Source organism: Cronobacter turicensis, from assembly GCF_041222865.1.
GTDB classification, from domain to species: domain Bacteria; phylum Pseudomonadota; class Gammaproteobacteria; order Enterobacterales; family Enterobacteriaceae; genus Cronobacter; species Cronobacter turicensis.
The window spans coordinates 1512539-1535907 of record NZ_CP165997.1 but is presented as its reverse complement, the minus strand read 5'-3'; the positions used below and the strand labels follow the sequence as shown (position 1 = coordinate 1535907).

The 23369-nt window shown below is 45.2% G+C and carries 19 protein-coding genes and 1 pseudogene; all 20 read right to left on the bottom strand.

Annotated elements, in window-relative coordinates:
- Positions 1 to 12 precede the first annotated feature (12 nt).
- Complete coding sequence (gene wzzB, locus AB8W27_RS07310) at positions 13 to 1005, bottom strand: LPS O-antigen chain length determinant protein WzzB (RefSeq protein ID WP_041923723.1); 993 nt, start codon at positions 1003 to 1005, stop codon at positions 13 to 15.
- Between the two features lie 223 nt (positions 1006 to 1228).
- The gene (gene gndA / locus AB8W27_RS07305) at positions 1229 to 2635 is read right to left on the bottom strand and encodes an NADP-dependent phosphogluconate dehydrogenase (protein WP_015741766.1); all 1407 of its coding nucleotides are present in this window, start codon (positions 2633 to 2635) and stop codon (positions 1229 to 1231) included.
- Positions 2636 to 2746: 111 nt separating this feature from the next.
- Positions 2747 to 3151 (bottom strand): WbuC family cupin fold metalloprotein, encoded by a 405-nt coding sequence (locus AB8W27_RS07300; protein ID WP_015741767.1) that lies wholly within the window; start codon positions 3149 to 3151, stop codon positions 2747 to 2749.
- Positions 3142 to 4349 (bottom strand): annotated as a pseudogene (locus AB8W27_RS07295) (glycosyltransferase family 4 protein). The gene AB8W27_RS07300 and the pseudogene AB8W27_RS07295 overlap by 10 nt, the downstream one beginning before the upstream one ends.
- Entirely contained in the window at positions 4349 to 5479 is a 1131-nt protein-coding gene (wecB, locus tag AB8W27_RS07290) for a non-hydrolyzing UDP-N-acetylglucosamine 2-epimerase (RefSeq protein WP_015741770.1), read from the bottom strand. The pseudogene AB8W27_RS07295 and the gene wecB overlap by 1 nt, the downstream one beginning before the upstream one ends.
- Positions 5479 to 6582 carry a capsular polysaccharide biosynthesis protein CapF gene (locus tag AB8W27_RS07285; protein ID WP_015741771.1) on the bottom strand — a complete coding sequence of 368 codons (1104 nt, stop codon included), beginning with the start codon at positions 6580 to 6582 and terminating at the stop codon, positions 5479 to 5481. The genes wecB and AB8W27_RS07285 overlap by 1 nt, the downstream gene beginning before the upstream one ends.
- A gap of 1 nt (position 6583) precedes the next feature.
- Entirely contained in the window at positions 6584 to 7618 is a 1035-nt protein-coding gene (gene fnlA / locus AB8W27_RS07280) for a UDP-N-acetylglucosamine 4,6-dehydratase/5-epimerase (RefSeq protein WP_015741772.1), read from the bottom strand.
- Positions 7619 to 7644: 26 nt separating this feature from the next.
- On the bottom strand, positions 7645 to 8754 hold the full coding sequence (locus tag AB8W27_RS07275) for a glycosyltransferase (RefSeq protein ID WP_015741773.1): 1110 nt from the start codon (positions 8752 to 8754) through the stop codon (positions 7645 to 7647).
- Positions 8751 to 9908: an EpsG family protein gene (locus tag AB8W27_RS07270; protein ID WP_282913992.1), complete on the bottom strand. Its 1158-nt coding sequence runs from the start codon at positions 9906 to 9908 to the stop codon at positions 8751 to 8753. Before AB8W27_RS07270 ends, AB8W27_RS07275 begins: the two co-directional genes overlap by 4 nt.
- 2 nt (positions 9909 to 9910) lie before the next feature.
- Positions 9911 to 11311, bottom strand: coding sequence for a lipopolysaccharide biosynthesis protein (locus tag AB8W27_RS07265; RefSeq protein WP_282913991.1), 1401 nt, complete (start codon positions 11309 to 11311; stop codon positions 9911 to 9913).
- A 2-nt stretch (positions 11312 to 11313) separates the two neighbouring features.
- Complete coding sequence (locus tag AB8W27_RS07260; RefSeq protein ID WP_015741776.1) at positions 11314 to 12369, bottom strand: glycosyltransferase; 1056 nt, start codon at positions 12367 to 12369, stop codon at positions 11314 to 11316.
- On the bottom strand, positions 12359 to 13456 hold the full coding sequence (locus tag AB8W27_RS07255) for a glycosyltransferase family 4 protein (RefSeq protein WP_015741777.1): 1098 nt from the start codon (positions 13454 to 13456) through the stop codon (positions 12359 to 12361). Before AB8W27_RS07255 ends, AB8W27_RS07260 begins: the two co-directional genes overlap by 11 nt.
- A complete protein-coding gene (locus AB8W27_RS07250; RefSeq protein ID WP_015741778.1) occupies positions 13453 to 14613 on the bottom strand; it encodes a CDP-glycerol glycerophosphotransferase family protein in 1161 nt (386 codons plus the stop codon). The genes AB8W27_RS07255 and AB8W27_RS07250 overlap by 4 nt, the downstream gene beginning before the upstream one ends.
- On the bottom strand, positions 14610 to 15005 hold the full coding sequence (locus tag AB8W27_RS07245; protein ID WP_015741779.1) for an adenylyltransferase/cytidyltransferase family protein: 396 nt from the start codon (positions 15003 to 15005) through the stop codon (positions 14610 to 14612). Before AB8W27_RS07245 ends, AB8W27_RS07250 begins: the two co-directional genes overlap by 4 nt.
- 315 nt (positions 15006 to 15320) lie before the next feature.
- Positions 15321 to 16214 (bottom strand): UTP--glucose-1-phosphate uridylyltransferase GalF, encoded by an 894-nt coding sequence (galF, locus tag AB8W27_RS07240; RefSeq protein ID WP_041923725.1) that lies wholly within the window; start codon positions 16212 to 16214, stop codon positions 15321 to 15323.
- A gap of 171 nt (positions 16215 to 16385) precedes the next feature.
- Entirely contained in the window at positions 16386 to 17804 is a 1419-nt protein-coding gene (gene wcaM, locus AB8W27_RS07235; RefSeq protein WP_015741781.1) for a colanic acid biosynthesis protein WcaM, read from the bottom strand.
- An 11-nt stretch (positions 17805 to 17815) separates the two neighbouring features.
- Positions 17816 to 19036: a colanic acid biosynthesis glycosyltransferase WcaL gene (gene wcaL, locus AB8W27_RS07230; RefSeq protein ID WP_041923726.1), complete on the bottom strand. Its 1221-nt coding sequence runs from the start codon at positions 19034 to 19036 to the stop codon at positions 17816 to 17818.
- Positions 19033 to 20313, bottom strand: a complete 1281-nt coding sequence (wcaK, locus tag AB8W27_RS07225) for a colanic acid biosynthesis pyruvyl transferase WcaK (RefSeq protein WP_007769064.1) — start codon at positions 20311 to 20313, stop codon at positions 19033 to 19035. Before wcaK ends, wcaL begins: the two co-directional genes overlap by 4 nt.
- A gap of 80 nt (positions 20314 to 20393) precedes the next feature.
- A complete protein-coding gene (locus AB8W27_RS07220) occupies positions 20394 to 21872 on the bottom strand; it encodes an MOP flippase family protein (protein WP_015741783.1) in 1479 nt (492 codons plus the stop codon).
- Positions 21873 to 21884: 12 nt separating this feature from the next.
- Positions 21885 to 23279, bottom strand: coding sequence for an undecaprenyl-phosphate glucose phosphotransferase (gene wcaJ, locus AB8W27_RS07215; RefSeq protein ID WP_041923727.1), 1395 nt, complete (start codon positions 23277 to 23279; stop codon positions 21885 to 21887).
- Positions 23280 to 23369: the final 90 nt, after the last annotated feature.

Genomic DNA, 23369 nt, shown 5'->3' with positions numbered 1-23369 from the left:
CTGTGTGGCAGATTAACGCAGCTGGCGGGCGGTGTGCTCGCGGATCGCGTTGCGGCACAGCACAATCGCCGAGCCAATCAACCCGCCCAGCAGTACGGCGAGGACCAGAACCAGCGCGCGTTTCGGACTGTCGCGACGCAGCGGCTCGGTCGGCTTCATCACATAGCGATACGCATGCAGTGACGCTTCGTCGATTTTAAGCTTCGAGATATCCAGCATGTTCTGTTTCGTCAGGTAGTAGGCATCCGTAAAGACCAGCGGACGCGTTGACTCGTTTTTGATCATTGACGAGAGCGCCTCGCTGCCTAACAGGAACAGCGTATCCTGTGTGATTTCCTGCGCCTGCGGCATCTGCGGCGAGGTGACATTCGATTCCTGCGCGAATTTCAGCGCTTCGGCGATCTGCTTGATACGCAAATCTTTCTGCTCCTGCGCTACTTTCTCCTGCGTGGAGAGCGACTCCTGCAACTCTTTTGCACGAGCCGTCACGTTATCGGTGATGTCTTTGTTTAACTCTTTCGCGATCTGCTCATCGACCTGCTGAATGTATTCCGCCAGCTTTTTCTGGGCCGCCTGCGCGGATGCCCCCTGATAAGTCACTTTCAGCGGTAGCGGCTGGCCTTTCACTGCCATATCGATGGTCAGCTGTTCCGGCTCTTGCTGGTTTTGCAGCGTTTCAGACAGTGCGGAAAACGCAGAGCTGAAGCGCCCTACCACGCGTTGCTGCACGTCGGTGACGTTCGGCGCGTTGGTGCCATACAGGATATTCATCGCGTTGTTGTAGCTGGCAATCTGACCGGCATCCGGCATCGTTACGATAGCGGTCGACGTCCATTTTTCTTTGGCGACGAAAAGATAAAGCACGGCCAGAATAATCATCACAATAATGGTCGCAACGATGGTGACTTTGCCCCTCCAGAGTTGCATCAGAAGGTCAATAAGATCGATTTGCTCCGGGTTCCCATTGCTGTGCGGTAAAGCGCCACCCTGAAATTCTTTGCTCATAGAATCCTTGTTTCTCATCTAATTATTATGTTGAAGCCACACCAGCCATGAGTGTAGATGCAAGCCATAATGATTGCATAGCGAAGCGCAAAAGAGAGCTGGGAAAATACTGAAAAGCAACGCGCTTACTGGCTACATTTAAGGCTGTTGGCAGCTCCTGGTGCTATCATCAGACGTAAAAAAAGCCCGGCGAAACCGGGCTTGTCTTCTGAATACGTAAAGGTTATTCCATCCACTCGGTGTGGAAGACGCCTTCTTTGTCAGTGCGCTTATAGGTATGCGCACCGAAGTAGTCGCGCTGCGCCTGAATCAGGTTCGCCGGCAGTACCGCAGAACGGTAGCTGTCGTAGTACGCGACAGCAGCGGAGAAGGTCGGCGTCGGGATACCGTTCTGAACGGCATACGCCACGACATCACGCAGTGCCTGCTGGTAATCATCAGCCGCTTTCTTAAAGTACGGCGCCAGCAGCAGGTTAGCGATGGACGGGTTCTCAGCGTAAGCGTCAGTGATTTTCTGCAGGAACTGGGCGCGGATAATGCAGCCCGCACGGAAAATCTTCGCGATTTCACCGTAGTTCAGATCCCAGTTGTACTCTTCGGACGCAGCACGCAGCTGAGAGAAGCCCTGCGCGTAAGAAACGATTTTACCGAGGTACAGCGCGCGGCGGACTTTCTCGATGAATTCGCCTTTATCGCCTGCGAACGGTTTCGCTTGCGGGCCGCTCAGCACTTTGGATGCTGCGACACGCTGCTCTTTCAGGGAGGAGATGTAACGCGCGAATACCGATTCAGTAATAAGAGACAGCGGTTCGCCGAGATCCAGCGAGCTCTGGCTGGTCCATTTACCGGTACCTTTGTTCGCCGCTTCATCCAGAATCACGTCAACGAGGTATTTACCGTCTTCGTCTTTTTTGGTGAAGATGTCTTTAGTGATATCGATCAGGTAGCTGCTCAGCTCGCCTTCGTTCCACTCAGCAAAGGTTTTCGCCAGATCGTCGTTAGACAGGTTCAGACCATGCTTCAGCAGAGAGTACGCTTCAGCGATCAACTGCATATCGCCGTATTCAATGCCGTTATGCACCATTTTCACGTAGTGACCTGCGCCATCCGCACCGATATAGGTCACGCACGGTTCGCCTTCCGCAACGGCTGCGATCTCTTTGAGGATCGGCGCAACCAGTTCGTAAGCTTCTTTCTGACCGCCAGGCATGATGGACGGGCCTTTCAGGGCGCCCTCTTCGCCACCGGAGACGCCGGTGCCGATAAAGTTAAAGCCTTCAGCCGACAGTTCGCGGTTACGACGGATAGTGTCCTGGAAGAACGTGTTGCCACCATCAATGATGATGTCGCCTTTTTCCAGATACGGCTTCAGGGAGTCGATGGCCGCATCAGTGCCCGCGCCTGCTTTCACCATTAACAGGATGCGGCGCGGAGTTTCCAGCGACTCGACAAATTCCTGAACGGTATAATAAGGAACCAGTTTTTTGCCTGGATTTTCGGCAATCACTTCTTCGGTTTTGTCACGAGAACGGTTGAATACGGAGACGGTATAACCGCGGCTTTCAATGTTGAGCGCCAGGTTGCGCCCCATGACTGCCATACCGACGACGCCGATCTGTTGCTTGGACATTACATACTCCTGTCAGGTGTGGTCACCGCGGCGAGTGCGCGGCTTGAAAATGTATTGAAAATGTTAACTCATGATGCACACAAGTAGATAGCGGAAGATGCGTTTCAGCTCTCACCAATGCGGGAAGGCTTTCGCATAAGCGGGATCGAATGGACCTTCCTTAACTTCCATCATTATGGCCTTCTCACTGACGCATTCGACGCTATGTATGTCGCCAGGAGAAAGTTCAACGATGCTCACTCCAGTACCTTCACCTGCAAGAAACTGAGTGAGTATTTCACCTTTAATATTAAAAAGAGTGACTTGTATCTGGCCCTGTAAGATCGTGAACATTTCCCATTGCTGAGGGAGCTCATGGTAGTGAGGTTCAACATAACTTCCTCTAACCATCGCTATCAGCAAGCGCTGGACTTTCTCCTGATGGGAATCATGTAGCAACAAATGCGATCGCAAACGTTCAGAACTTTTTGCTTGTTCAAAAAGTACATCTAATTGCGAAGTTTCTATCAGGCGCATTGCGAAGCCTCCAGACGCATAACAATAGCCTGAGCAGCAGAATGCACTGAAAACTGTTCTTTTAACAATGTATGCGCTCCTGCTCCCATTTGCTGGCGTAACGTGGCATCCATGAGTAACAACTTAGCCGAGTGATAAAGTTTGTCATCTTCACCATTCACATGGATAAAACCAGCGTTGTTACCATTGACAATATCAAGCAAATCATTACCAACATTAACACTACCTAATATTGGGAGTGACTCTACCATATACCCTAAGAGTTTCCCTGGGAAATTATGGGCAGAATGTCTGGCTGAAAGAGAAAACAAACCGACATCCATTTCCGACAAAATAAATTTAAAAGCGTCTTGTTTAACGGAAGGCAAATAAGTGAAATTATTTAAATCCCACTTCCTTGCCAAATTATTAATTAACTCAACTTCATCGCCTTGTCCGATAAAAAGAAAATGAGCTTGCGGATGAATACTCATCTTACGTGCAAGCCGCAACAGATTAGACATATCTTGTGCATGCCCAATATTTCCACCATAAAAAAAGATAACTTTATCTTCAAGTCCTAGTCTTTGGCGGAGAGAAGCATAATTTTCCGGTAATGTTACAGGCTCAACTGAAGCCCAGTTCCTTAATACTTCACATGGATAACCTTTATTGAGAGTCCGAAAAAGCTCAAGATTCTTTTCAGACATAAGCCCTATTCGATCTGCATGTGCATAAGTTTCTTTTTCGAATAAACGAAAATATTGCGCTATCACAGAGTCGTTTTTTATCATGCCTGCATCGATGATCCATTGAGGGAACAAATCACGTAAGATGAGATAAGCCGGACACTGGCAGTGAGTCTTAATTTTTTTACAAGACCTCCCCAAAAAATAGAGGGGGAGTAATAAATAATCCCGTCGAAAGTATCGTTTTGCACACGATATTTAATCGAACGCCATGCTCTCCATGAGAGCAACGTTTCATTGACTGCACGCAGAATTTTATTCACATCTTTAAGAGCGCCACTTTTAAAACGCCACGTTGTCACACCATCTACAATATCTATTGAAAGCGATTTATTGATAGTTGTATCTGGTGTAATTACCGTTACGTCATGTCCGTTCCTTAAAAACTCCTGTGCTAGCTCATGAAACATTTTAGCGCCAACGCGTGTACTATTGGGCAAATAATCGTCTATGATTAACGCAAGCTTCATTAATATTCTTTCCAGACCACTCTTTTAACGTAATCAGTATAGGACTGAATAATCCTGACAACTTTGTCGGATACATTTGGCATAGAATAATCACTTACCTGTCTTAATAAGCGCTCTTCACCGCGTGGCTGGGCAGATAAGATTTCCAGAGCCTGTAATACACGATTGCATTCCAGTCCAACCATCATCACCGAGGCTTCTTCGAACCCTTCCGGGCGTTCGTGAGCTTCGCGAATATTTAATGCTGGAAAATTCATAATAGACGACTCTTCCGTAATCGTTCCGCTATCAGACAGGACAGCTCTGGAATTTTTTTGCAAATGATTATAGTCGTGAAAACCCAGTGGTTTTAGTAATTGAATATTGGGGTGGAATTCAATACCTTGCTCGTTAATGCGTTTACGAGTCCGTGGGTGAGTCGATACAATGACCGGCAAATCATATCTTTCAGCGATGGTATTAAGAATGGTGGCTAGTTTAACCAACTGCTTAGGTGAGTCGACATTTTCTTCACGATGTGCACTGACAACAAAAAAATCTCCCACACGTAAGTTCAGACGAGACAGCACATCAGAGTTGTCGATTTGTGGCATATAGTAGGAAAGCACTTCAAACATAGGGCTGCCGGTTTTGATGATTCTGTCCGGAGGCAGACCTTCAGCGAGAAGGTACTCACGCGCAATATCACTATAGGTCATATTAATATCGGCAGTGTGATCAACAATACGACGATTAGTTTCTTCAGGAACGCGCTGATCGAAACAACGATTACCCGCTTCCATATGAAAAATTGGGATCTTACGGCGCTTAGCGGGAATGGCAGAAATACATGAATTGGTATCACCCAAAACAAGCATTGCTTCCGGCATTTCTTTTTCGAGCACCTCATCAACCTTTATGATGACTTGCCCAATTGTTTCCGCCGCATTTTTACCAGCAGCATTTAAAAAATAATCAGGCTTTCGAACCTCAAGGTCTGTAAAAAAAACTTCGTTTAATTCGTAATCATAGTTTTGACCAGTATGAACAATAATATGTTCGCAGTATTCATCAAGCTTAGACAAAACCCGTGACAAACGGATAATCTCAGGGCGGGTCCCAACAATAGATACAATCTTTAATTTTTTCATTACAAAGGTCTCGCAATAGTATCAGGCTCATCACGGTTGAATATTTCGTTTGCCCAGAGCATGACTATTAATTCCTCAGTTCCAATATTCGTAATGTCATGGGTCCATCCAGGGACTGTTTCAACGATTTTAAACTCATCTGAAGAAACATTGAGCTCATATCGCTCACCTGTAATCACATGTTCAAATTTGAAGCATGCCTGACCCCGAATGACCAGGAACTTCTCATTTTTGCTATGATGATAATGACCGCCGCGAGTAATACCTGGATGCGCTGTGAAGAATGAGAACTGACCTGCTGAGGAAGTTTTCAACATCTCACAAAAGACGCCGCGGTTGTCCTCATAAGACGGTACTGTGTACGAAAATTTATCGACTGGTAAATAACTTAACCACGTTGAGTACAACGCACGAGTGAATCCCAGTCCCACATCCTCAGTGATAAGAGTAGAACGACTTTCCTTGAAGCGATAGAGTAATTCTGCTACCTCGCCTACCGTTGTGGAATATATTGGCTTAACGGTTTTGTAGCCGCTTCCATCCGTGTCAGACAAAAGTTTTATTGCGTCAGTGCAAATATCATCAATATAGACTAAATTGACCACTGCTGATGGGTCATTGATTGTAATATCAATATCATTGACTATGTTGTGACAGAAGGTAGCCACAAAAGAATTGTAATTCGGTTTACACCATTTACCAAAAACGTTTGGATAACGATAAATAAAGTACGCTGCGCCACTTTCTGCTGCATAACGTTGAATTTCTTTTTCAGCAACAGCTTTACTCTCTCCATAAGCATTATCAAGTTCTGCCTGGATGGAAGAACTGATCATAATGGGTATATTTTTTTTCTGCGCTAACAGAGAATCAACAATCTGCTTAGTCAGATTGCTATTTACCTCTGAAAACTCATCAATATTTTTTGGACGATTGACACCTGCAAGATGATAAATGAAATCAGCCTCTTGTAAACCAAGTTCTAAGTCGGCCTCAGTCGAAGTACGGTCTATTTTAACAAGGTCATGATACCCTGCTTCCTGCAGACGTAAGCACAAATTACGTCCAATAAAACCTTCTGCTCCAGTAATCAGGATTTTCATATCATGCATCCAGATCGTATTGTTCACCCGCACGCAATGCGCGTATAAAAGGCAATTTAAGAAGAAGAGCTTTCATCCCTTCAACATCCAGCCGCTCTGTGTTGTGCGAATTATAATCCTCTACGACTGAGATACGGCTATCACCTTGCTCAACATATTTCCCATAGTTAAGATCACGTAGATCAGGTGGCACACGATAGTAATCACCCATATCAATTGCCGCAATCATCTCTTCACGGCTCAGCAACGCTTCATATAGCTTTTCGCCATGGCGAGTTCCTATTACATTGACAGGATGATGCTCGACGTTGAGCAGCTCTTTAAGAGCGATGGCCAATGTTTCAATCGTAGCGGCTGGCGCTTTTTGAACAAAAATATCGCCATTATTACCATGTTTAAATGCGTAAAGAACCAAATCAACCGCATCTTCGAGAGTCATCATGAAACGGGTCATGTTCGGATCGGTAATAGTCAGCGCTTTGCCAGCTTTAATAAGATCAACAAACAATGGAATAACAGAACCGCGCGAGGCCATCACGTTACCGTAGCGAGTGCCACATATGACGGTTTTGTCGCTATTAACATTACGTGATTTCGCAACCATCACTTTTTCCATCATTGCCTTAGATATGCCCATAGCATTGATAGGATAAACTGCTTTATCGGTACTTAAGCAAACAACGCGTTTTACTTGGTTGGCGATTGCTGCTTCAAGAACATTTTCTGTTCCGAGAACGTTAGTTTTAACAGCTTCCAATGGGTGAAATTCACATGAAGGAACTTGTTTTAATGCAGCTGCATGATAGATAAAATCCACTCCGCGTGCAGCACTCAGAATGCTTGAATAATCCCTGACATCACCAATGTAAAATTTCAACTTTGAATTATTGTATTTTTTCCGCATATCGTCTTGTTTTTTCTCATCTCGGGAAAAAATTCGTATTTCTTTAATATCTGTTTCAAGGAAGCGGTTTAACACAGCGTTACCAAAAGAGCCTGTTCCGCCAGTAATGAGTAAAACTTTATCTTTAAACATAGTTAATACCTCAAAATCAAAAAAAATTATAGCAAATTGGATTTTATTATATCCATATACTGTAATGCTCTTGCTTTTGCAGAGGGGAATTGTTCATAAATGGTCGAACCCATAGATACTTTATGGGCAAGAGCTTCCTTATTTAGAAAGCCATTAATAAGGGTATCCCTGATATTTTTGACGTCATAAGGACAAAAATAAAATGCTGCATCTTTGCAAACAGTGTGAGCAAATGGAAGATCAGATGTGAAGATAATTTTTTTCATGTACATTGCTTCCAGATAAGATGCACTAAAGCACTCTAATAAAGTTGGCATGAATAATCCATCACTTGCTTCATACAATGGAGCGCATTGATTAATAGTAATATTACCTATTGTTATGACTTGGTCTCTATACTCTTTTGGTATTAGCTGCAAAAAATCACTTGAAACTGTTAAAACAAATTTATAATGAGAAGGCAAAATTTTTACTAATTCACTAATGACTTCTAGATTTTTATGCGGATAGTTGTGAGAAATAGTCACCAACCATATATCATTGATTTTTTTCTCAGGCAATTTATCTAAAATACTATAGTCATAGCCTTTTGAACTTGTAAATAAACCATTCAACGTATTTGAAACAGTATAGACTTTTCCTTTATCAAAGCTAAGAAGCTTCGTTACACGTTGATTAACGTCATCAGTTTCAGTAAATATTAAATCAGCATTTTTCTTAAAATAGTATGGCTGTAAAAACCTTAAGATACTGGACTTTAATCGAGCTTTGATACCTAATTTTTTGAAAATATGGCTGGTATCATAAATCAGCCATGGAAGAGCAAAACCAATAGCATGCTTAATATTTTTGGGAGACCAATAGCTAGGACCAAAGATTGTGAAAACGACAGAGATATCATTCTCTATGACGATCTCATCAAGTTGTTTTCTTACTTTGAAATTGAGTAATTTTGATGGTGTAGATTTAATAACAATACAGTTTAATGAAGCATTCTTACTTAATTGTGAATAAACTACAGGAGAAACAACTGCAATAAAATCAAACGCTGAATCAGAAAGTTCTTCCAGCACAGAAACAGCAACTTGTACCCCGCCACCAACATACAGATTACTTGCATTAATTAAAATCTTCACTGCAAAAATTCCTTATTGCTGAAATAATATTCCACATCCCACTCTCTGTCATTATAAGCGCCTGGATTTAGAAATTCATATATGTAGTTTTGATAAGGACTATAGAATTTCTCGAAATAATATCCATTCATTATACTGAAATAATTCACAGCAAAATAAATCATGATAAAACAAAAGAAGATCAGACGACTTATTCCTTGTTTAAAATTATAAATTAAATAATTTAACGCCACTAAAAAGCAAGGTACGAAATAAACATCTAGCCTTGTGCTAATAGTACCGAATCTACCAAGATAAACGTCAAGGAATATCATCAAGAAAAGCGATGCATGAATTAAATCATACTTTTTAGTATTAATAAAAATTGGCTCATTAGATTTGATGTAATTAAATCTGTAATCAAATAAAAAAACAGCAATCAACTTAAATGTTAAAGAGAATGTTAATACGGTTCCAGCATAATCATCCTGACTGTACCACTTTATTTTTTCTATGTAACCGCCCGCTGGCAGCATTGAAATTAATTTAATAATGTACTCAATTGGATAAATATTCAGCACAGCAAGAATAACACCAACAACTGTCAGCATTTTTAATATATTCACATTTCTATGGTTTGAAAATGGAATAATCGCGAACACAATAATAGCCGACACATGAAATAGAATAGCTAAGATAGAAAGAGCACAAAATTGAAAAATATTTTTTTGATACAGTTTTTTATATGCTATCAATATAATCGACAAAGCAATTATCTGTCTTAATGCTTCCGAAACAAATATAAACTGATATAAGAAAAAAATACCGATGCAAAATAGATAATTTTTAGTGTATTCTTTGAAATAACGATGCAGACATATTAAGAGAAATGCTGTGATTAGGCCTTGATAAAACCAATATCCTATAAAGAAAGATGACACATAAGAAAGCAGATAATATCCCGGTTCAATAGCTAATGAAGAAGAACTTCCTTTATAAAGATTAATATAAAATGACCAATCAAGTCCAGTTTGATATCTTAGGCCTACAAAGACTACGATTATCGTAAATAGTATAGTATAAAAAAAAGCACGTATCTTTGCATCTGTAACAAAGAAAATATCAGCTAATATGACCAGGAATACGAAAGAGATAAATAGATAATATATCACCACTATTATTCCTTCAACTCATTATGAATTTTTGTCTTCATAACCATAATGAGGACGAAAATACAGGTTATTACTTTTATGAATAATGAAAGCCACAACGTTAAAGAGTCAAGATAAACCACAAAGAAATATGAAGCCAATAATATAACAGAATACCATAACAGTAGAATCCATGATATTGGATTAGATCTTAACATTTTTGTAGCTATAAGATAATGGAAAAATGCAAGCATCAAATATGCTACAACTGTAGCCCATGCCGCGCCATGTATCCCGTACTTGGGTATAAGAAGATAATTAAGTGAAATGTTAATTGTTACAGCAAGTAATGTTCCAATAGAAACAAGTATTGTCTTCTTCTTATAAAATGTAAAGTTTACATAGCTTAAGTAAATATGAATTAAAGAGTTACCTATCAAAATGACTGGAACTACAGTGAAACTTTCTCTATATCGATAATCAGCTAAAATTTCAACCATTTGCTTTGAAAAGAGAATAGTTAAAAAAGATATCACAAGCATCAATATTGAGCTTTTATTTATAATATGAACTATTTTTTCATTTTGGTTTGAATCAAGCAGTTTATATAATCTAGGCTGCCAGGAAGAGTTCCAAGCCATAACCACTACCAATATGCACATTCCGATGTTATATGCAAAAGAATATATACCCGCTTGCCCTTCACCTAACATTTTAGCGATAAATAATCTATCAACTTGAGAAAGTAACGCATTTGAAAGGACATGTATAATTAAAGGAGAACTAAATGCTATTGCAGAGATAAAATATTTTAAATTAAACTTAAAAACAGCTATTTTCTTCAATTGCACAGCGATATAAATTAACAATATTAAACTAACAACAAGCTGAGCATAAATTTTAGCAAGATATTTATCTTTAGTTAATAGCCATGCAAATAAAAAAATAACAAAAACTTCCGATACTTTACTCACTATATTTATTTTAACAAAACCAGAACTAAGCCGTGCCCCTTGTAAATAACTAGTATATATATATATATAGCTTAATAAAATACAAATGGAAACAACCCAATATATATCGGGTTTACTAATGCTCAGTAAAACTGCAAGCGGTGCAGCAAAATACACACTTAAAGCCACTAATATTACTTGTGCAGCGGTTAGCCCCCACAAGACAGACCCAAGATATACTGGAAAATCAACATCATTTTTCATGTAGGCATTGATGACTGCATTCTGCAGATTCAAGCTTATAAAAACATATAAAATCATGACTGCAGAATTAATAAGAGACATTCGCCCATAATCCTCTGGCGAAATTATTCTTGATAGCAATGGCAGCGAGATGAACATGAATCCTTTAACAAAAAGATCACCTAAAAAATAATTTAAAAAATCTTTAAATGTTTTATTTTTATTGCTCATAATCAAATGCTATCCACATAAGCAGCGACCTGTGCTTGTGCTATTTCTTTTTCATTATATAAGCTAGCACCGCAGGCGTAGTGTTCATAATTTTCATCCATTATATTTAACGCATCAATAAAAGATTTTTCATTATTTACATCAAAAACAATACCGTTCTTGTCATTGACTAAATCACTGTGACAGCCTACATGGTTACTAACTATTACGGGAAGCCCTAATGTTAAAGCTTCTTCTACTACTAGCCCCCATGGTTCAGATAAAGAGGGAAGAATAAAACAATCACTCATAAGTAATTCATGTGATAATTTTTTATTTTCAATATACCCTAAAAATTTGATGTTATTGTATCTTTCATCTTCAAGCTGTTTTTTTAAAGAGCCCTCGCCGATTAGAATCAATTCATAAGGAAGAGATTTGAATACATTGACGATGAATTCAATATTTTTTTCAGGTGAAATCCTCCCAACATAGATAAATCGAAGAGGCTTGTTTCTACGATATTTTTTTTTATTAAGCAATTCAGTTTCGTTAAAGTTAGAAAGACCAACACCATGCGTAATCACAGTCTGGCCTTTAAAAGATAAAGTTTCCAGTATCGCTTTTTGTAACTGCCCTGAAGGATAAGCTAATGACATACGCCCTATAGCTAATTTCTTCAAAAACCAAGTTAAACCGCTTTTCTTTGTTTCGATAATACTACTTTCGATTACTATCGCATTTTTTTCCCTTTTGTTAAATAATGCTGCTAAGGTAACCTCTTTCACTTCCCATCCTGAAAAAACAATTTTTTTGTATGAGATCGTTCGTAATTTTTTCAGCAGATTAAATAATGTTAAAGTTTTGCTTCGATCTTCAAAATTACCTTCATTTAGGAACAAATGGTCAAACTTAAAATCAAAAGAATAAAAATTTTCGTTCCGAATTTTAGACTCATTTGAAACGAATATAACTAATATTTCTTTATGCTTACTTATCTCATTAAATAGATTGACTTTATAAAAAGCAGGCACGTTAGTAAGAAATACTGCATCATATTCTTTTCTATTAGATTTCATTCAATAACTCTCGCCATTTAGCAATTACATTTGATTCCTTGAATTTATCTACAGAAGCCGCAGATTTTTTCTGTAACATTTTTCTTTTGTCTTCATTATTTATAAGGAATGATATCGATTGCGATAGCTTTTTTATATCCCCGGTGGGAACTAAAACGCCGTTATCGCGTGTGATTATGGTTTTTGGACCTGCTGGGCAGTCGAAACTAATACATGCTAAACCGCAGCTAAGTGCTTCTATGAGCACCATTCCCAGACCTTCGAATCGAGAAGAGAGTACAAATATTTCGGATGAATAATATAACTGCTGAATATCAGTTTGGAAGGGGATTATTTTAGCGTTGGCTATTTTTAATTTTGTTATGAGCGCAGTTAAATTATCATGCTCTTCTCCATCTCCAACAATCTTTAAGCACCAGTCATGAGTATCGGCTTCAGCCCATGCCTGGAGGAGCAGGTCAAACCCCTTTTGTTTAGTTAATCGCCCTACAGCCAACACAATCTTTTGTTTTATTTCATTTTGAGAAGTATCAAATTCTTTAAAGCTGACAATATTTGGTATGATTTTATGCTTCTTCCGCGGTAGCCATTTTAAGTATTTATGCTGATCTTCAGGGGTCTGTGATACTACTGCTGAAAATCTTGGATATAACTTCTCCCTAATTTTCCTTAACACCGCATTACCGACATCGTGTTCAAAATGCTCAATCGCAATAATTTTGCTTTTTTTTGCAAGCAAAGCTAACAAAAACGACATTTTTATATCGCATGACAGAAGTACATCATTTTTACTAGGGTTAAAATTTATATTTTTTAGCTGCTTAAGTTTCCTCATTATGTATATGAAATCAAATTTTAATCCTGAAATCCCTTTTAGATTACGATTGTACATACTTGTTTCGAAATCATCGTATAAGTATATTACATTGATCTCTTCAGCCGGAATAAATGTCAGATTCTTAGAAGATCGATATAAGCTAATGATAGTAACATCATAATATTTAGCCAAACCATTGGCTAAAGCTACTGAAACACGTTCAATTCCACCTTTCGCGCTTAAATCGCCTAGGAAAATATACAGTTTCATGACAAACTCTTCATCAATTCAACGACTCTCTGGCTACTATTAGCATCATCATATTTGTTTATTATGCTATTTACCTGACCGCGTCTTTCAGTATACTCATCGTTACCGGAGATAATTTTATCAATCGATTCTAATAAAGAATTCTGATTATTTACCTTATCTCCGGGCGTCCAAAAATCAAACGGCTCTAATGTAAATCCACCCCGCGATGAGCTATACGCATCAACATCTGGAACAAGAAAGACTATAGGTTTATTTAAAATTAGGTAATCCAGATAAATTGAAGAATAATCTGTGATTAAAATATCGATTAAGGAAAGTAGCTGATTCAAGTCAATATTTTTTTGAGTAAGTTCTTCAGAACTTATGATAGTAATATTGGAACTTAATGTTGCAACCCCTCGGAAATATTCTTCTTCGTAAGGGTGAAGTTTTAATATCAGATGCGCATTATTTTTTTCAAGGTAACCATCTATTTCATTTAATGAAAAATCATCTACTCTAAGGAAATTGTTATCAGTAATCTCAACACCATCAGAATATCTTTTATCTTCATTATTCATTCGAAAAGTAGGTGCAAGCATAATTATTTTTTTATTCTTGCAAGATTCAAGACCAACATTAGCTAACTCAATTGGTTTGAATAAAAAATCATTACGAGGCTGGCCTGTGATATATACATTATTAGCTTTTTCACGAAAACTAGCTGATATTATTGAGCGCATTACTTCTGAAGTGGCAATCCTGATTGCGGAATAGTCAATCATTCCTTTATAATCATTCTCACCCAAATAACAAATTTTCTTAAAAGGCATCCCATGCCACAAACTAATGTATCTTTGATTTCTGGCAACAGGTCCTATCATTTCATTATGCGTTGTAATTATATATTTACTGGTGAAGTAGTAATAATATTCCTTTAAAGAACCAGTAATAACCTTGCTAAAATTGGACTGATTTATATCCTTTTTTAAGGACCAAACGATGTGATAAGGTAGGTTATTTTCTATAATATAATCGCTTAATGCTTTGCAATTACCCGAGTAGTCTGGTTTGCTTTTAAAAAAAATTCTATTATTTTTCTTTGGAATGAAATAATTTAGCAGTGATATTGTTTTACTTACTGTTTTTCTTAATATTTTTTTAAAGGTAATCATCTCAGTGTCTTCACAACTTCAATAATTTCTGTAGTTGATACTGATGGTGTTCTTGGTAAATATATTACATCACATATATCATTTACCCAGTCGAATCGTCCAGCCCAGTCATCACCCATAACCAGCGTATCCGCTTTGTAATGCTTTATATATTCTTTTTTTAGCTCTAAAGATTCTTCAATAAATACCTCATTTACCACTCTAAGAGAATTTATAATACGACAACGGTCTTCCTGATTATAAATAGGGTAACGTCCTTTTTTACTGAAGTTTAATTTATCTGAACTTACACCAACGATTAAATGATCGCCAAAAGATGCTGCACGCTCAAGGATATTTACATGACCAACATGAAAAACATCAAATGTTCCAAATGTAATGATTCTCTTCATCGTTCTCTCGCAATAAGTAAGCTACCGCCCCTGGCTCAACAGCTACCAGTGCACTGCATAAAAATTCATGTTTCCACAAGCTCATTTTACGTGCTGCCAGTTACCCAGTATCCTCAGTATATTGAATTCACTATTTGCTCGTTCAATCTCTTCGTCTAGCAAGGATGAAACTAGTCTTTTTCACGAAGTATTTTTATTAGGAATTTTGTAAATTCTTATAAGAAAAAAGGCAGACATTGTGAATTGAGATGTTCATCAATCACAACAACCTGCCGTTTTGTAAAGACTTAGAGTTCAACCACGCTCCACTGCGTTTTATTTAGAAAGCAGCTTCTGAATCTGGTTACGGAACTTCTGCCCTTCTTTCAGGTTACGCAGGCCGTAGTTGACGAACGCCTTCATATAACCCATTTTTTTGCCGCAATCGTAGCTTTCGCCGGTCATCAGCATCGCTTCAACAGGCTGATTCTCGTTAAGGCGCGCGATGGCGTCAGTCAACTGGATACGTCCCCAGGCGCCCGGCTCGGTTTTCGCGAGTTCTTCCCAGACATCCGCGGACAGCACATAACGCCCGACCGCCATCAGATCAGAATTCAGCGTCTGCGGCTGGTCTGGCTTCTCGATGAAGTCGACGATACGGCTGATTTTACCTTCGGTATCCAGCGCATCCTGGGTGGTGATCACGGAGTATTCAGAGAGATCGCCTGCCATACGCTTGGCCAGTACCTGGCTGCGGCCATTTTCCTGGAAGCGCGCAATCATAGCGGCCAGGTTATAACGCAGCGGGTCAGCAGAAGCGGCGTCAATAATAACATCCGGCAGTACGACCACAAACGGGTTGTCGCCAATAATCGGGCGGGCACACAGAATGGAGTGCCCAAGGCCCAGCGGCTGCGCCTGACGCACGTTCATGATGGTCACGCCCGGCGGGCAGATAGACTGCACTTCTGCAAGCAGCTGACGCTTCACACGCTGTTCAAGCAGCGCTTCGAGTTCGTAAGAGGTGTCGAAGTGGTTCTCAACCGCGTTCTTGGAGGAGTGGGTAACCAGCACAATTTCCTTGATTCCCGCCGCTACGATTTCGTCGACAATATACTGAATCATTGGCTTATCGACGATAGGTAGCATTTCCTTCGGAATAGCCTTAGTGGCTGGCAGCATATGCATGCCGAGCCCGGCTACCGGGATGACTGCTTTTAAATTAATCATTTTCTCTCCCACCTCAAAAGGTTGATGAATTATAGTCGTTTACCGGACATAAGCCAGTATGAATTTATCCATGGCGTAAGCGCCACAGCCCCGCGACTCTCAGGGAAAGTGGTTATACCTTCTATGAATTCATACCGTTAATCGCCAGGATAATTCGTAAAGTCCGGTCAATCATTTTGTGATCCGCGTCGGCAGCGCAAAATTCAGCATTTCCGTATTCACGTGCTGATGATCCACCCGGTCGATGTCGACTGAACTCTGCCCTTTCTCGTTCACGGCCTGGATGTTCGCAAGCGACAGTAGCGTATCGTCTTTAGCCATAAAGCGGCCGCGCACATCTTTGCGCAGATCAAAGCGCATCTTCAGCGCCGGGCCAACGGACGACTCCTGCATCACTTTCACGTTACGCACAAACAGGTGCTGCGGCTTGTTATGCAGCTCAAGCGTCGCGCGCTTCATATCCACGTTCGTGATAGCGACAAACGAGGTGGCATTCCCGGAGGAGATCTGGATCCCGCGCAGCTTATAAGGCAGGGTGCGGTTATCCATGCAGATATTGTTCAGCTTGAAGTTCTGCGGAATCGACAGGTAATTGCCTTTAATAACCCCGTAGCCGATCAGCATCCCGGCGCTGTTCACCATATTCACGTCATCAATGAGGAAGTTATCGCAGCCGTAAATCGCGACCGTCGCGTTATCGATGCCCGCGGTTTTACTGAAGTCCGGCGTGATGTTTTTCGCTTTTACATTGCGGATGACGAAATGTTTGCCGTTCTCCACATGCACCAGCTGGCGACAGTTGCTGCCGGTGATGTTCGCCACCACGAAGTTCTTCACCGCCTGGCTTTCCGGGTAGGCATTATCGTAGGTGCTGCCCGCAAGGCCGATGCCGATGCCCCAGTTGATTTTGCCGTTGGTGCAGTTGATCTGGTCAAGGACGTGGTCGGAGATAAGAAGCTCCGAATCGTTGATCGCGACGTTCCATTCGATGGCGTCGCCCTGGAGCCGTTCAAAGCGTCCATGAGTGATACGCACGTCGCGCAGTTCGTTATGAAATCCCTGGCGCAGAATGCCGTAGTTGGCGTCGTGGATGTAGATATCGTCAATCACCAAGCCCTGCATCTTCTGCGGCTTTTTGCCGCCGATGTAAATCTGCATCACCGGGCCGAAGCCGCTCATCTCGATGCCTTTAATCGCCACCTGCGAGCCGCGCACGTCGAGAATGATGTTATGCAGGCGCCCTTTTTTCTCGCCCAGGATCTGGCAGCCGTCCTGGAGAATAAAACGTCCTTTGCCGTTGCCTTTGAGCGCGCCGAGCACCCGCAGGGTTTTCCCGGCCGGCATAAACACCGGGCTGTTGATATTGTCACAGGTGAGACTGGCGGGCACTTCTACGGTCTGCGCCTCACTGAAGGCAAGCTTAAACGCCTGGGGCCAGTTGTCCTTGTAGAAATCAGCGACATTCACGGTTTTGCCGCCCGTCACGGCATGGGCGGCGCGGCTGTGCAGCAGCGGCATCAGCGCCGCAGCGGCGCCGGCCTGCACGAAAGTCCGGCGGGAAAGACGCCCGGACGACATGATTTTACGCATAAAACCTCGGGTTACAGGGTTTGCAGCAGGCCCGCGAGTTCGCGGTAGATGCGCTGCTGGTTAAACTCGGTTTCCACTTTTTCACGGGCGCGGCTCAGCATTGGGCGCAGCGTCTGCTCGTCGATTTGCGCAAAGGCCTGAAGCTTGTCCGCCAGCGCATGCGCGTCGTTTTCCGGCACCAGCCAGCCCGATTTTTCGGCGTCGATCAGCTCCGGAATACCGCTGTGCTGCGTAGAGATAACCGGAATGCCGACCGCCATCGCTTCCATCAGCGCGACCGGAATACCTTCCATATCGCCATCCACGCCGGTGACGGAAGGCAGCAGGAACAGATCCGCCTCGTCGAGCATCGCTTTCACTTCATGGCTTGGCTTAAAGCCCGGCATAAACACGCAATCATCAAGACCATATTGCTCAATCAGCGTGCGCAGACGGCGCTCCCACGGCCCGGTGCCCAGGATGTTGTAACGAAAGTCCACCCCGCGGCCTTTCAGCAGGCGGCAGGCCTCGATCGCCACATGCAGCCCCTTTTTCTCGGTCAGGCGCGCAACGGAGATAATCTCCAGCGGCGTACCCGGCTGCTTCAGCGGGCGCAGCGAGAACTTCTCCATGTCCACGCCCATACGGGAGACCGCGATTTTCTCCTGCGGGCAGCCCATCGCCTTCAGGCGTTCGGCCCACAGTTCGCTAATCGGCAGCATTAAATCGCCGCGGCGAAACAGTTGCTGATACTCCGGCGTGTAGCGCGTGAGGACTTCACGGTGCGACACATCGATGCCATGAAACACGGTCGCGATTTTGCCGTCCAGCACGCCCAGTTCGCGAAGCTTGGCGGCAGTGACGCCCGCCGGGCCGAAATGCGCGATAAACACATCGGCCTTCAGCGTGCCGGGCACACGCCCGCAAATGGCCGAGAGAATCAGGTTACGCGCCTCATCGCCGTAGCGGGCCATATTGAGCGCCCGCCAGGTGCGGCCGTTGAACAGCCCGCGGGCGGTATGTCTGGCGCGATATTTCAGCTTGGCGGCTTTGCCTTCCGGCTCTTCCAGCAGAAAGCGGGTTTTCTGCGCCAGGTTGTACTCGGTATACGCGGCATGGGTGTTTTTCAGATCGCCCTTCTGCAGCGAGACGATCTCCACCTCATACCCCATGTTGATAAAGCCGACTATCTGGTTCAGGACGAACGTTTCCGAGGCGACCGGAAATTTCAGCAGAAAGAAGCTGACTTTCATCGGGCTCCTCCCGCGCGCATCAGCACGGATTTCACCATCTGATGACCCTTTTCGCGCTCGGCGGCGACCGCCGTGGCGAGGCGTTCATTAATCGCCGGCAGCTGGCCGAGCGTATCGCCCACCATCGACTGCAACGAGCCGTCCAGCAGATGGCGGATCTCAATCGCCATTTCCGGCATGCCGAGCTGCTGCATGATGCCCGCGGACTTGTGTTCGTAGTTAATGGCAATCGCTGGCGTCCCGAAGTTCATCGAGATAATCGCCGAGTGCAGACGGGTGCCGACGGTCAGCTCGCACGCGCCGAGAATTTTGCCCATCTCAAGGTCGTTCAGTTCATCCATCACCACGTGGAAGCGCGACGGATCTTTCACGAGCTTGCTCAGGTTCAGCGCCACCATACGGTCATCTTTGTTGTAGCTGTCGATGCCGGTGCAGGTGGAGAGCGCCAGCACCTGATAACCTTCGTCGATAATGCGGTTCACCACATTCGCGAAAGCCTGTTCGTAGGCCTGCTGGGTGGTGCCGAGACGTTTGTCGAACGGCGCCAGTTCGCGCAGCGTAATCGCCACGGTCTTGTCGCGCGCCGCCACGTCCAGCCAGTGCTGCACCGCGTAGCTCGCGACGAAATCCTCATTATGATGTTCAACCAGCCAGGCGGTATCGACGCCCAGCTCCACTTTCGAGGTGTCGATCTGGCCTTTCTTCATCAGGTCGAGACTCACGGTTTCACGCAGGATCAGCGCGTCGCAGTGGCCGAACACGTAGTTCGCGAGCTGATTAAACTGCGGCTCCTGGAACGGCCCGACGCTGTGGCCCACCATAAACAGCGGCTTTTTGGCCATAAAGGCGCACAGCGCATGTTCAAATTGCGGGGTGCCGTAGAGATCGACGAAGAACGAGCCGCCGACCTGGATAATCGCGTCATAACCGCCAAGCAGCCCGACGAAATCGGTAAAGCCCTGCGGCAGAGAGATATTGCGCAGCTTCCCGTTGCCGGTCACTTTGGCGAGCAGCACCTGGTGCTGGTAGCGGCGGCGCAGCACTTTCTTCACGCGGCCCATCACGCCCGCCGCGTTATTAAACTGCTTCATCTGTTTGTAGAGCGGATCAGGCATGACCTCTCTGTCCAGCAGCCAGGCGGAGCTCACCGGGTAGCGGCTCATCACGTCCACGTCCGCGGCAGGATCCTGAAGCGCTATCGCATCGATCAATCCGCGCAGGATAGCGCTGTCGCCACGGTTTCCGCAGGTGTGGTTGCCAAGAATGAGTAACTTCATGTTGACCTCTGAAATATGCGCTCGCCCTGTTCGCCGCACGCTGGCAGCAGGGGCTTGCGCATCAATAATTTTTAACGGGATCAGCCTGCACGGAGCAGCATTTTCATTTTATCGTTGCGGCAAAACTGACGTTTCAGCTCTACCACCAGCGCATTGCGCGACAGCACTATCGTCACGACGAAGGCCAGCACGCCGGCGCCAATCTGCACCGCCAGCAGCGGGGCGAGCGCCAGATGTCCTTTCAGCGCCACGCCGAGCGCGTAGCTGACCACAAGCGTAGGCAGAGAGAGCCAGAATGGCAGCAGAATGCTCTGGATATACTCGCGGTAGCTGGAGCCCAGCACCGGTTTAATCATGATGAAATAGCTCAGCACGGTATTGATTATCTGCACCAGCAGGAAGCCGAGCGTCACGCCGAGCGCGCCGCCAAGATGCCCGCCCGCGACAATCGCCGGAATAAACAGGAAGGTTTTAAAGACGTTGAATTTAAAGCTGATATCCACGCGCGCTTTCGCCATCAACAGCGAGCCAATCGGGTTGCCAATGGAGCGCAGGAGACCTACGACACACAGCAGCTGCAGAATCGGCACAATGCCCACCCACTTCTCGCCAAACACCAGCGGCACGAAGTTATTCGACACCACCATCAGGCCGAGCAGCGCCGGGAAGTTAATGATGCCGACCACCGAGAGCAGCTTGTAGAAGTTCACGCGCAGCTTGTCGATATCGTCCTGGATTTTGGCGAACGCCGGAAACAGTACGCGGGTGATAATCGGGTTAAGCTTCATTGGCGGTACGACCGCCACGTTGTACGCGAGGTTATACCCGCCCGCGACCGCCGCGCCGAGAATGCGCGCCAGCACCAGCGTGGAGAGGTTGGTATTGACGTAGTTCACCAGGCTGTCCGCGGTCAGCCACGCGCCGAACTTCAGGTTAGAGGAGACCGACGCCAGCGAGAAATGCAGGCCCGGACGGTAAATCTTGCGCCCGAAGAACCCGAACAGCGCGGTGCGCACCGCCGTGTTGACCAGATAACCGAGAATGGCGGTCATCGCCACCGGCCAGTACTGGGCGGAAATCACCGTAAAGGTGAAGCCCGCCAGCACCGAAAAAGTCTCAATGGCGCCAATCTTGTTGAACTCCAGCTCTTTTTGCATCAGCGCGCGGAACTGCTGGCCGTGCGGGATCACCACGAAGGCGAACGCCAGGGTCCGGATAAGCGGCGCCAGATCCGGGTTATGCAGCACGCCCGCGATAAGATCGCTTAACAGAAACACCACCACACAGACCACAATCCCCAGGCCCACGTTCAGCCAGTAGAGCGTGGTCAGCTCCAGGTTGCTGATGGTTTTGCGCTGGATAATCGAGTTCGCAATCCCGAAATCGGAAAGCGTATCGGCCAGCGCGATAATCACCAGACTGATGGTCAGCAGACCGAACTGATGCCCATCCATCAGCCGCGCCAGGATGGTCATCTGCACCAGCCCCAGGCTGATGATAATCACCGTCGAAATGGCGGACCACTTGGCGCCGCTAATGGTTTTGTCGCGAAGGCTCATGACCCACTACCCTTAATATGCCGCTTTGTTAACAAAGCCTTTGAACACGGTCAGGAAGACGATTTTGATATCGAGCCACACGCTCCACTCGCGGATGTACTCCAGATCGAACTCGATGCGTTTTTCCATCTTCTCCAGGGTATCGGTCTCGCCGCGCCAGCCGTTGATCTGCGCCCAGCCGGTAATGCCCGGTTTCACTTTATGGCGCAGCATGTAGCCCTGAATCAGCGCGCGATATTGCTCGTTATGCGCCACCGCGTGCGGACGCGGGCCGACAATCGACATCTCACCGGTGAGCACGTTAATAAACTGCGGCAGCTCATCAAGGGAGGTGCGGCGCAGGAAGTTGCCCACTTTGGTGACGCGCGGATCGTTCTGCGTCGCCTGCTTCACGACTTTGTCGTTTTCCATCACGCGCATGGAGCGGAATTTCCACACCATAATCGGCTTGCCGTCCATGCCGTAGCGCGTCTGGCGGAAGATAATCGGGCCTGGCGAGCTGAGCTTCACGGCCACCGCGATACAGCACAGCACTGGCGAAATCAGCAGCAGGATCATGGAGGCCAGAACGATATCTTCCAGACGTTTCAGCACGCGGTTAATGCCGGAGAGCGGCGTATCGTACAGCGGCACCACCGGCACGCCGTTCACGTCATCCAGGCGCGAGTGCAGAATGTTGAACGTAAACACATCCGGGATCAGCATCACCGAGCAGGTAGTATCGGAAAGCTGGCGCACAAGTTTCTTCATCTGCGCCCCTTCGCTCATGGACATCGCGATATAGACGTTATGAATTTTGCCCGCGCGGGCGTCTTCCACCAGTTGTTCCAGATTACCCGCCCAGCCCGTCGGCACGCCGCCCGGCTCCGGATCGTGGTAAATGCCTGCGACTTCCAGCCCCAGCCAGGGCTCGTTGCGAAAGCTCTCGGCGAGTTGCAGACCGACCGGCTGCGCGCCCGCAATCGCCACGCGACGGGTGTTATAACCGCGATTACGCAGCCAGCCCGCGCCGAAGCGAATCGCCGAACGGCACATCACCATCCCGACCCCGGTCAACAGATACCAGGCGAAGAACACGCGCACCGGGCTGTCGAAATCGGGATTAAAGGCCATCAGACCGGCGCTGAACACCAGGCTCATGGTCCAGTTCTGTAACAGCAGCAGCAGTTCGGTCGAAATTTTGACGCCGCGCCAGGAGCGGTAAAAATCGGTGATCCCGCCAATCATCTGGAATACAACGAGGGTGGTCAGGGCCATCAGCAGATGCATGTAGAAAAACGGCAGCTCATTGATCCTGCACACCACCCACAGTCCGACGAACATAATGGTTATGTCGGAGAATCGTTGCACCAGAGAGATTAACGATGCATTCGTTTTGGCTCGTTCGCGCTTTTTTAGATTTGTCATCGTCGTACCTTCAGGCGCCGTAAGGCGCAGTTAAGCGACTGTCTGGTCCCGGCAGGCGGGACGTAAGCGTCGCGGCGCACCGCGACGCGC

Coding starts and splice junctions, on each gene's coding strand:
- wzzB (WP_041923723.1), bottom strand. CDS start 1,005: ATGAGCAAAGAATTTCAGGGTGGCGCTTTACCGCACAGCAATGGGAAC.
- gndA (WP_015741766.1), bottom strand. CDS start 2,635: ATGTCCAAGCAACAGATCGGCGTCGTCGGTATGGCAGTCATGGGGCGC.
- AB8W27_RS07300 (WP_015741767.1), bottom strand. CDS start 3,151: ATGCGCCTGATAGAAACTTCGCAATTAGATGTACTTTTTGAACAAGCA.
- wecB (WP_015741770.1), bottom strand. CDS start 5,479: ATGAAAAAATTAAAGATTGTATCTATTGTTGGGACCCGCCCTGAGATT.
- AB8W27_RS07285 (WP_015741771.1), bottom strand. CDS start 6,582: ATGAAAATCCTGATTACTGGAGCAGAAGGTTTTATTGGACGTAATTTG.
- fnlA (WP_015741772.1), bottom strand. CDS start 7,618: ATGTTTAAAGATAAAGTTTTACTCATTACTGGCGGAACAGGCTCTTTT.
- AB8W27_RS07265 (WP_282913991.1), bottom strand. CDS start 11,311: ATGAGCAATAAAAATAAAACATTTAAAGATTTTTTAAATTATTTTTTA.
- AB8W27_RS07260 (WP_015741776.1), bottom strand. CDS start 12,369: ATGAAATCTAATAGAAAAGAATATGATGCAGTATTTCTTACTAACGTG.
- AB8W27_RS07255 (WP_015741777.1), bottom strand. CDS start 13,456: ATGAAACTGTATATTTTCCTAGGCGATTTAAGCGCGAAAGGTGGAATT.
- AB8W27_RS07250 (WP_015741778.1), bottom strand. CDS start 14,613: ATGATTACCTTTAAAAAAATATTAAGAAAAACAGTAAGTAAAACAATA.
- AB8W27_RS07245 (WP_015741779.1), bottom strand. CDS start 15,005: ATGAAGAGAATCATTACATTTGGAACATTTGATGTTTTTCATGTTGGT.
- galF (WP_041923725.1), bottom strand. CDS start 16,214: ATGATTAATTTAAAAGCAGTCATCCCGGTAGCCGGGCTCGGCATGCAT.
- wcaM (WP_015741781.1), bottom strand. CDS start 17,804: ATGCGTAAAATCATGTCGTCCGGGCGTCTTTCCCGCCGGACTTTCGTG.
- wcaL (WP_041923726.1), bottom strand. CDS start 19,036: ATGAAAGTCAGCTTCTTTCTGCTGAAATTTCCGGTCGCCTCGGAAACG.
- wcaK (WP_007769064.1), bottom strand. CDS start 20,313: ATGAAGTTACTCATTCTTGGCAACCACACCTGCGGAAACCGTGGCGAC.
- AB8W27_RS07220 (WP_015741783.1), bottom strand. CDS start 21,872: ATGAGCCTTCGCGACAAAACCATTAGCGGCGCCAAGTGGTCCGCCATT.
- wcaJ (WP_041923727.1), bottom strand. CDS start 23,279: ATGACAAATCTAAAAAAGCGCGAACGAGCCAAAACGAATGCATCGTTA.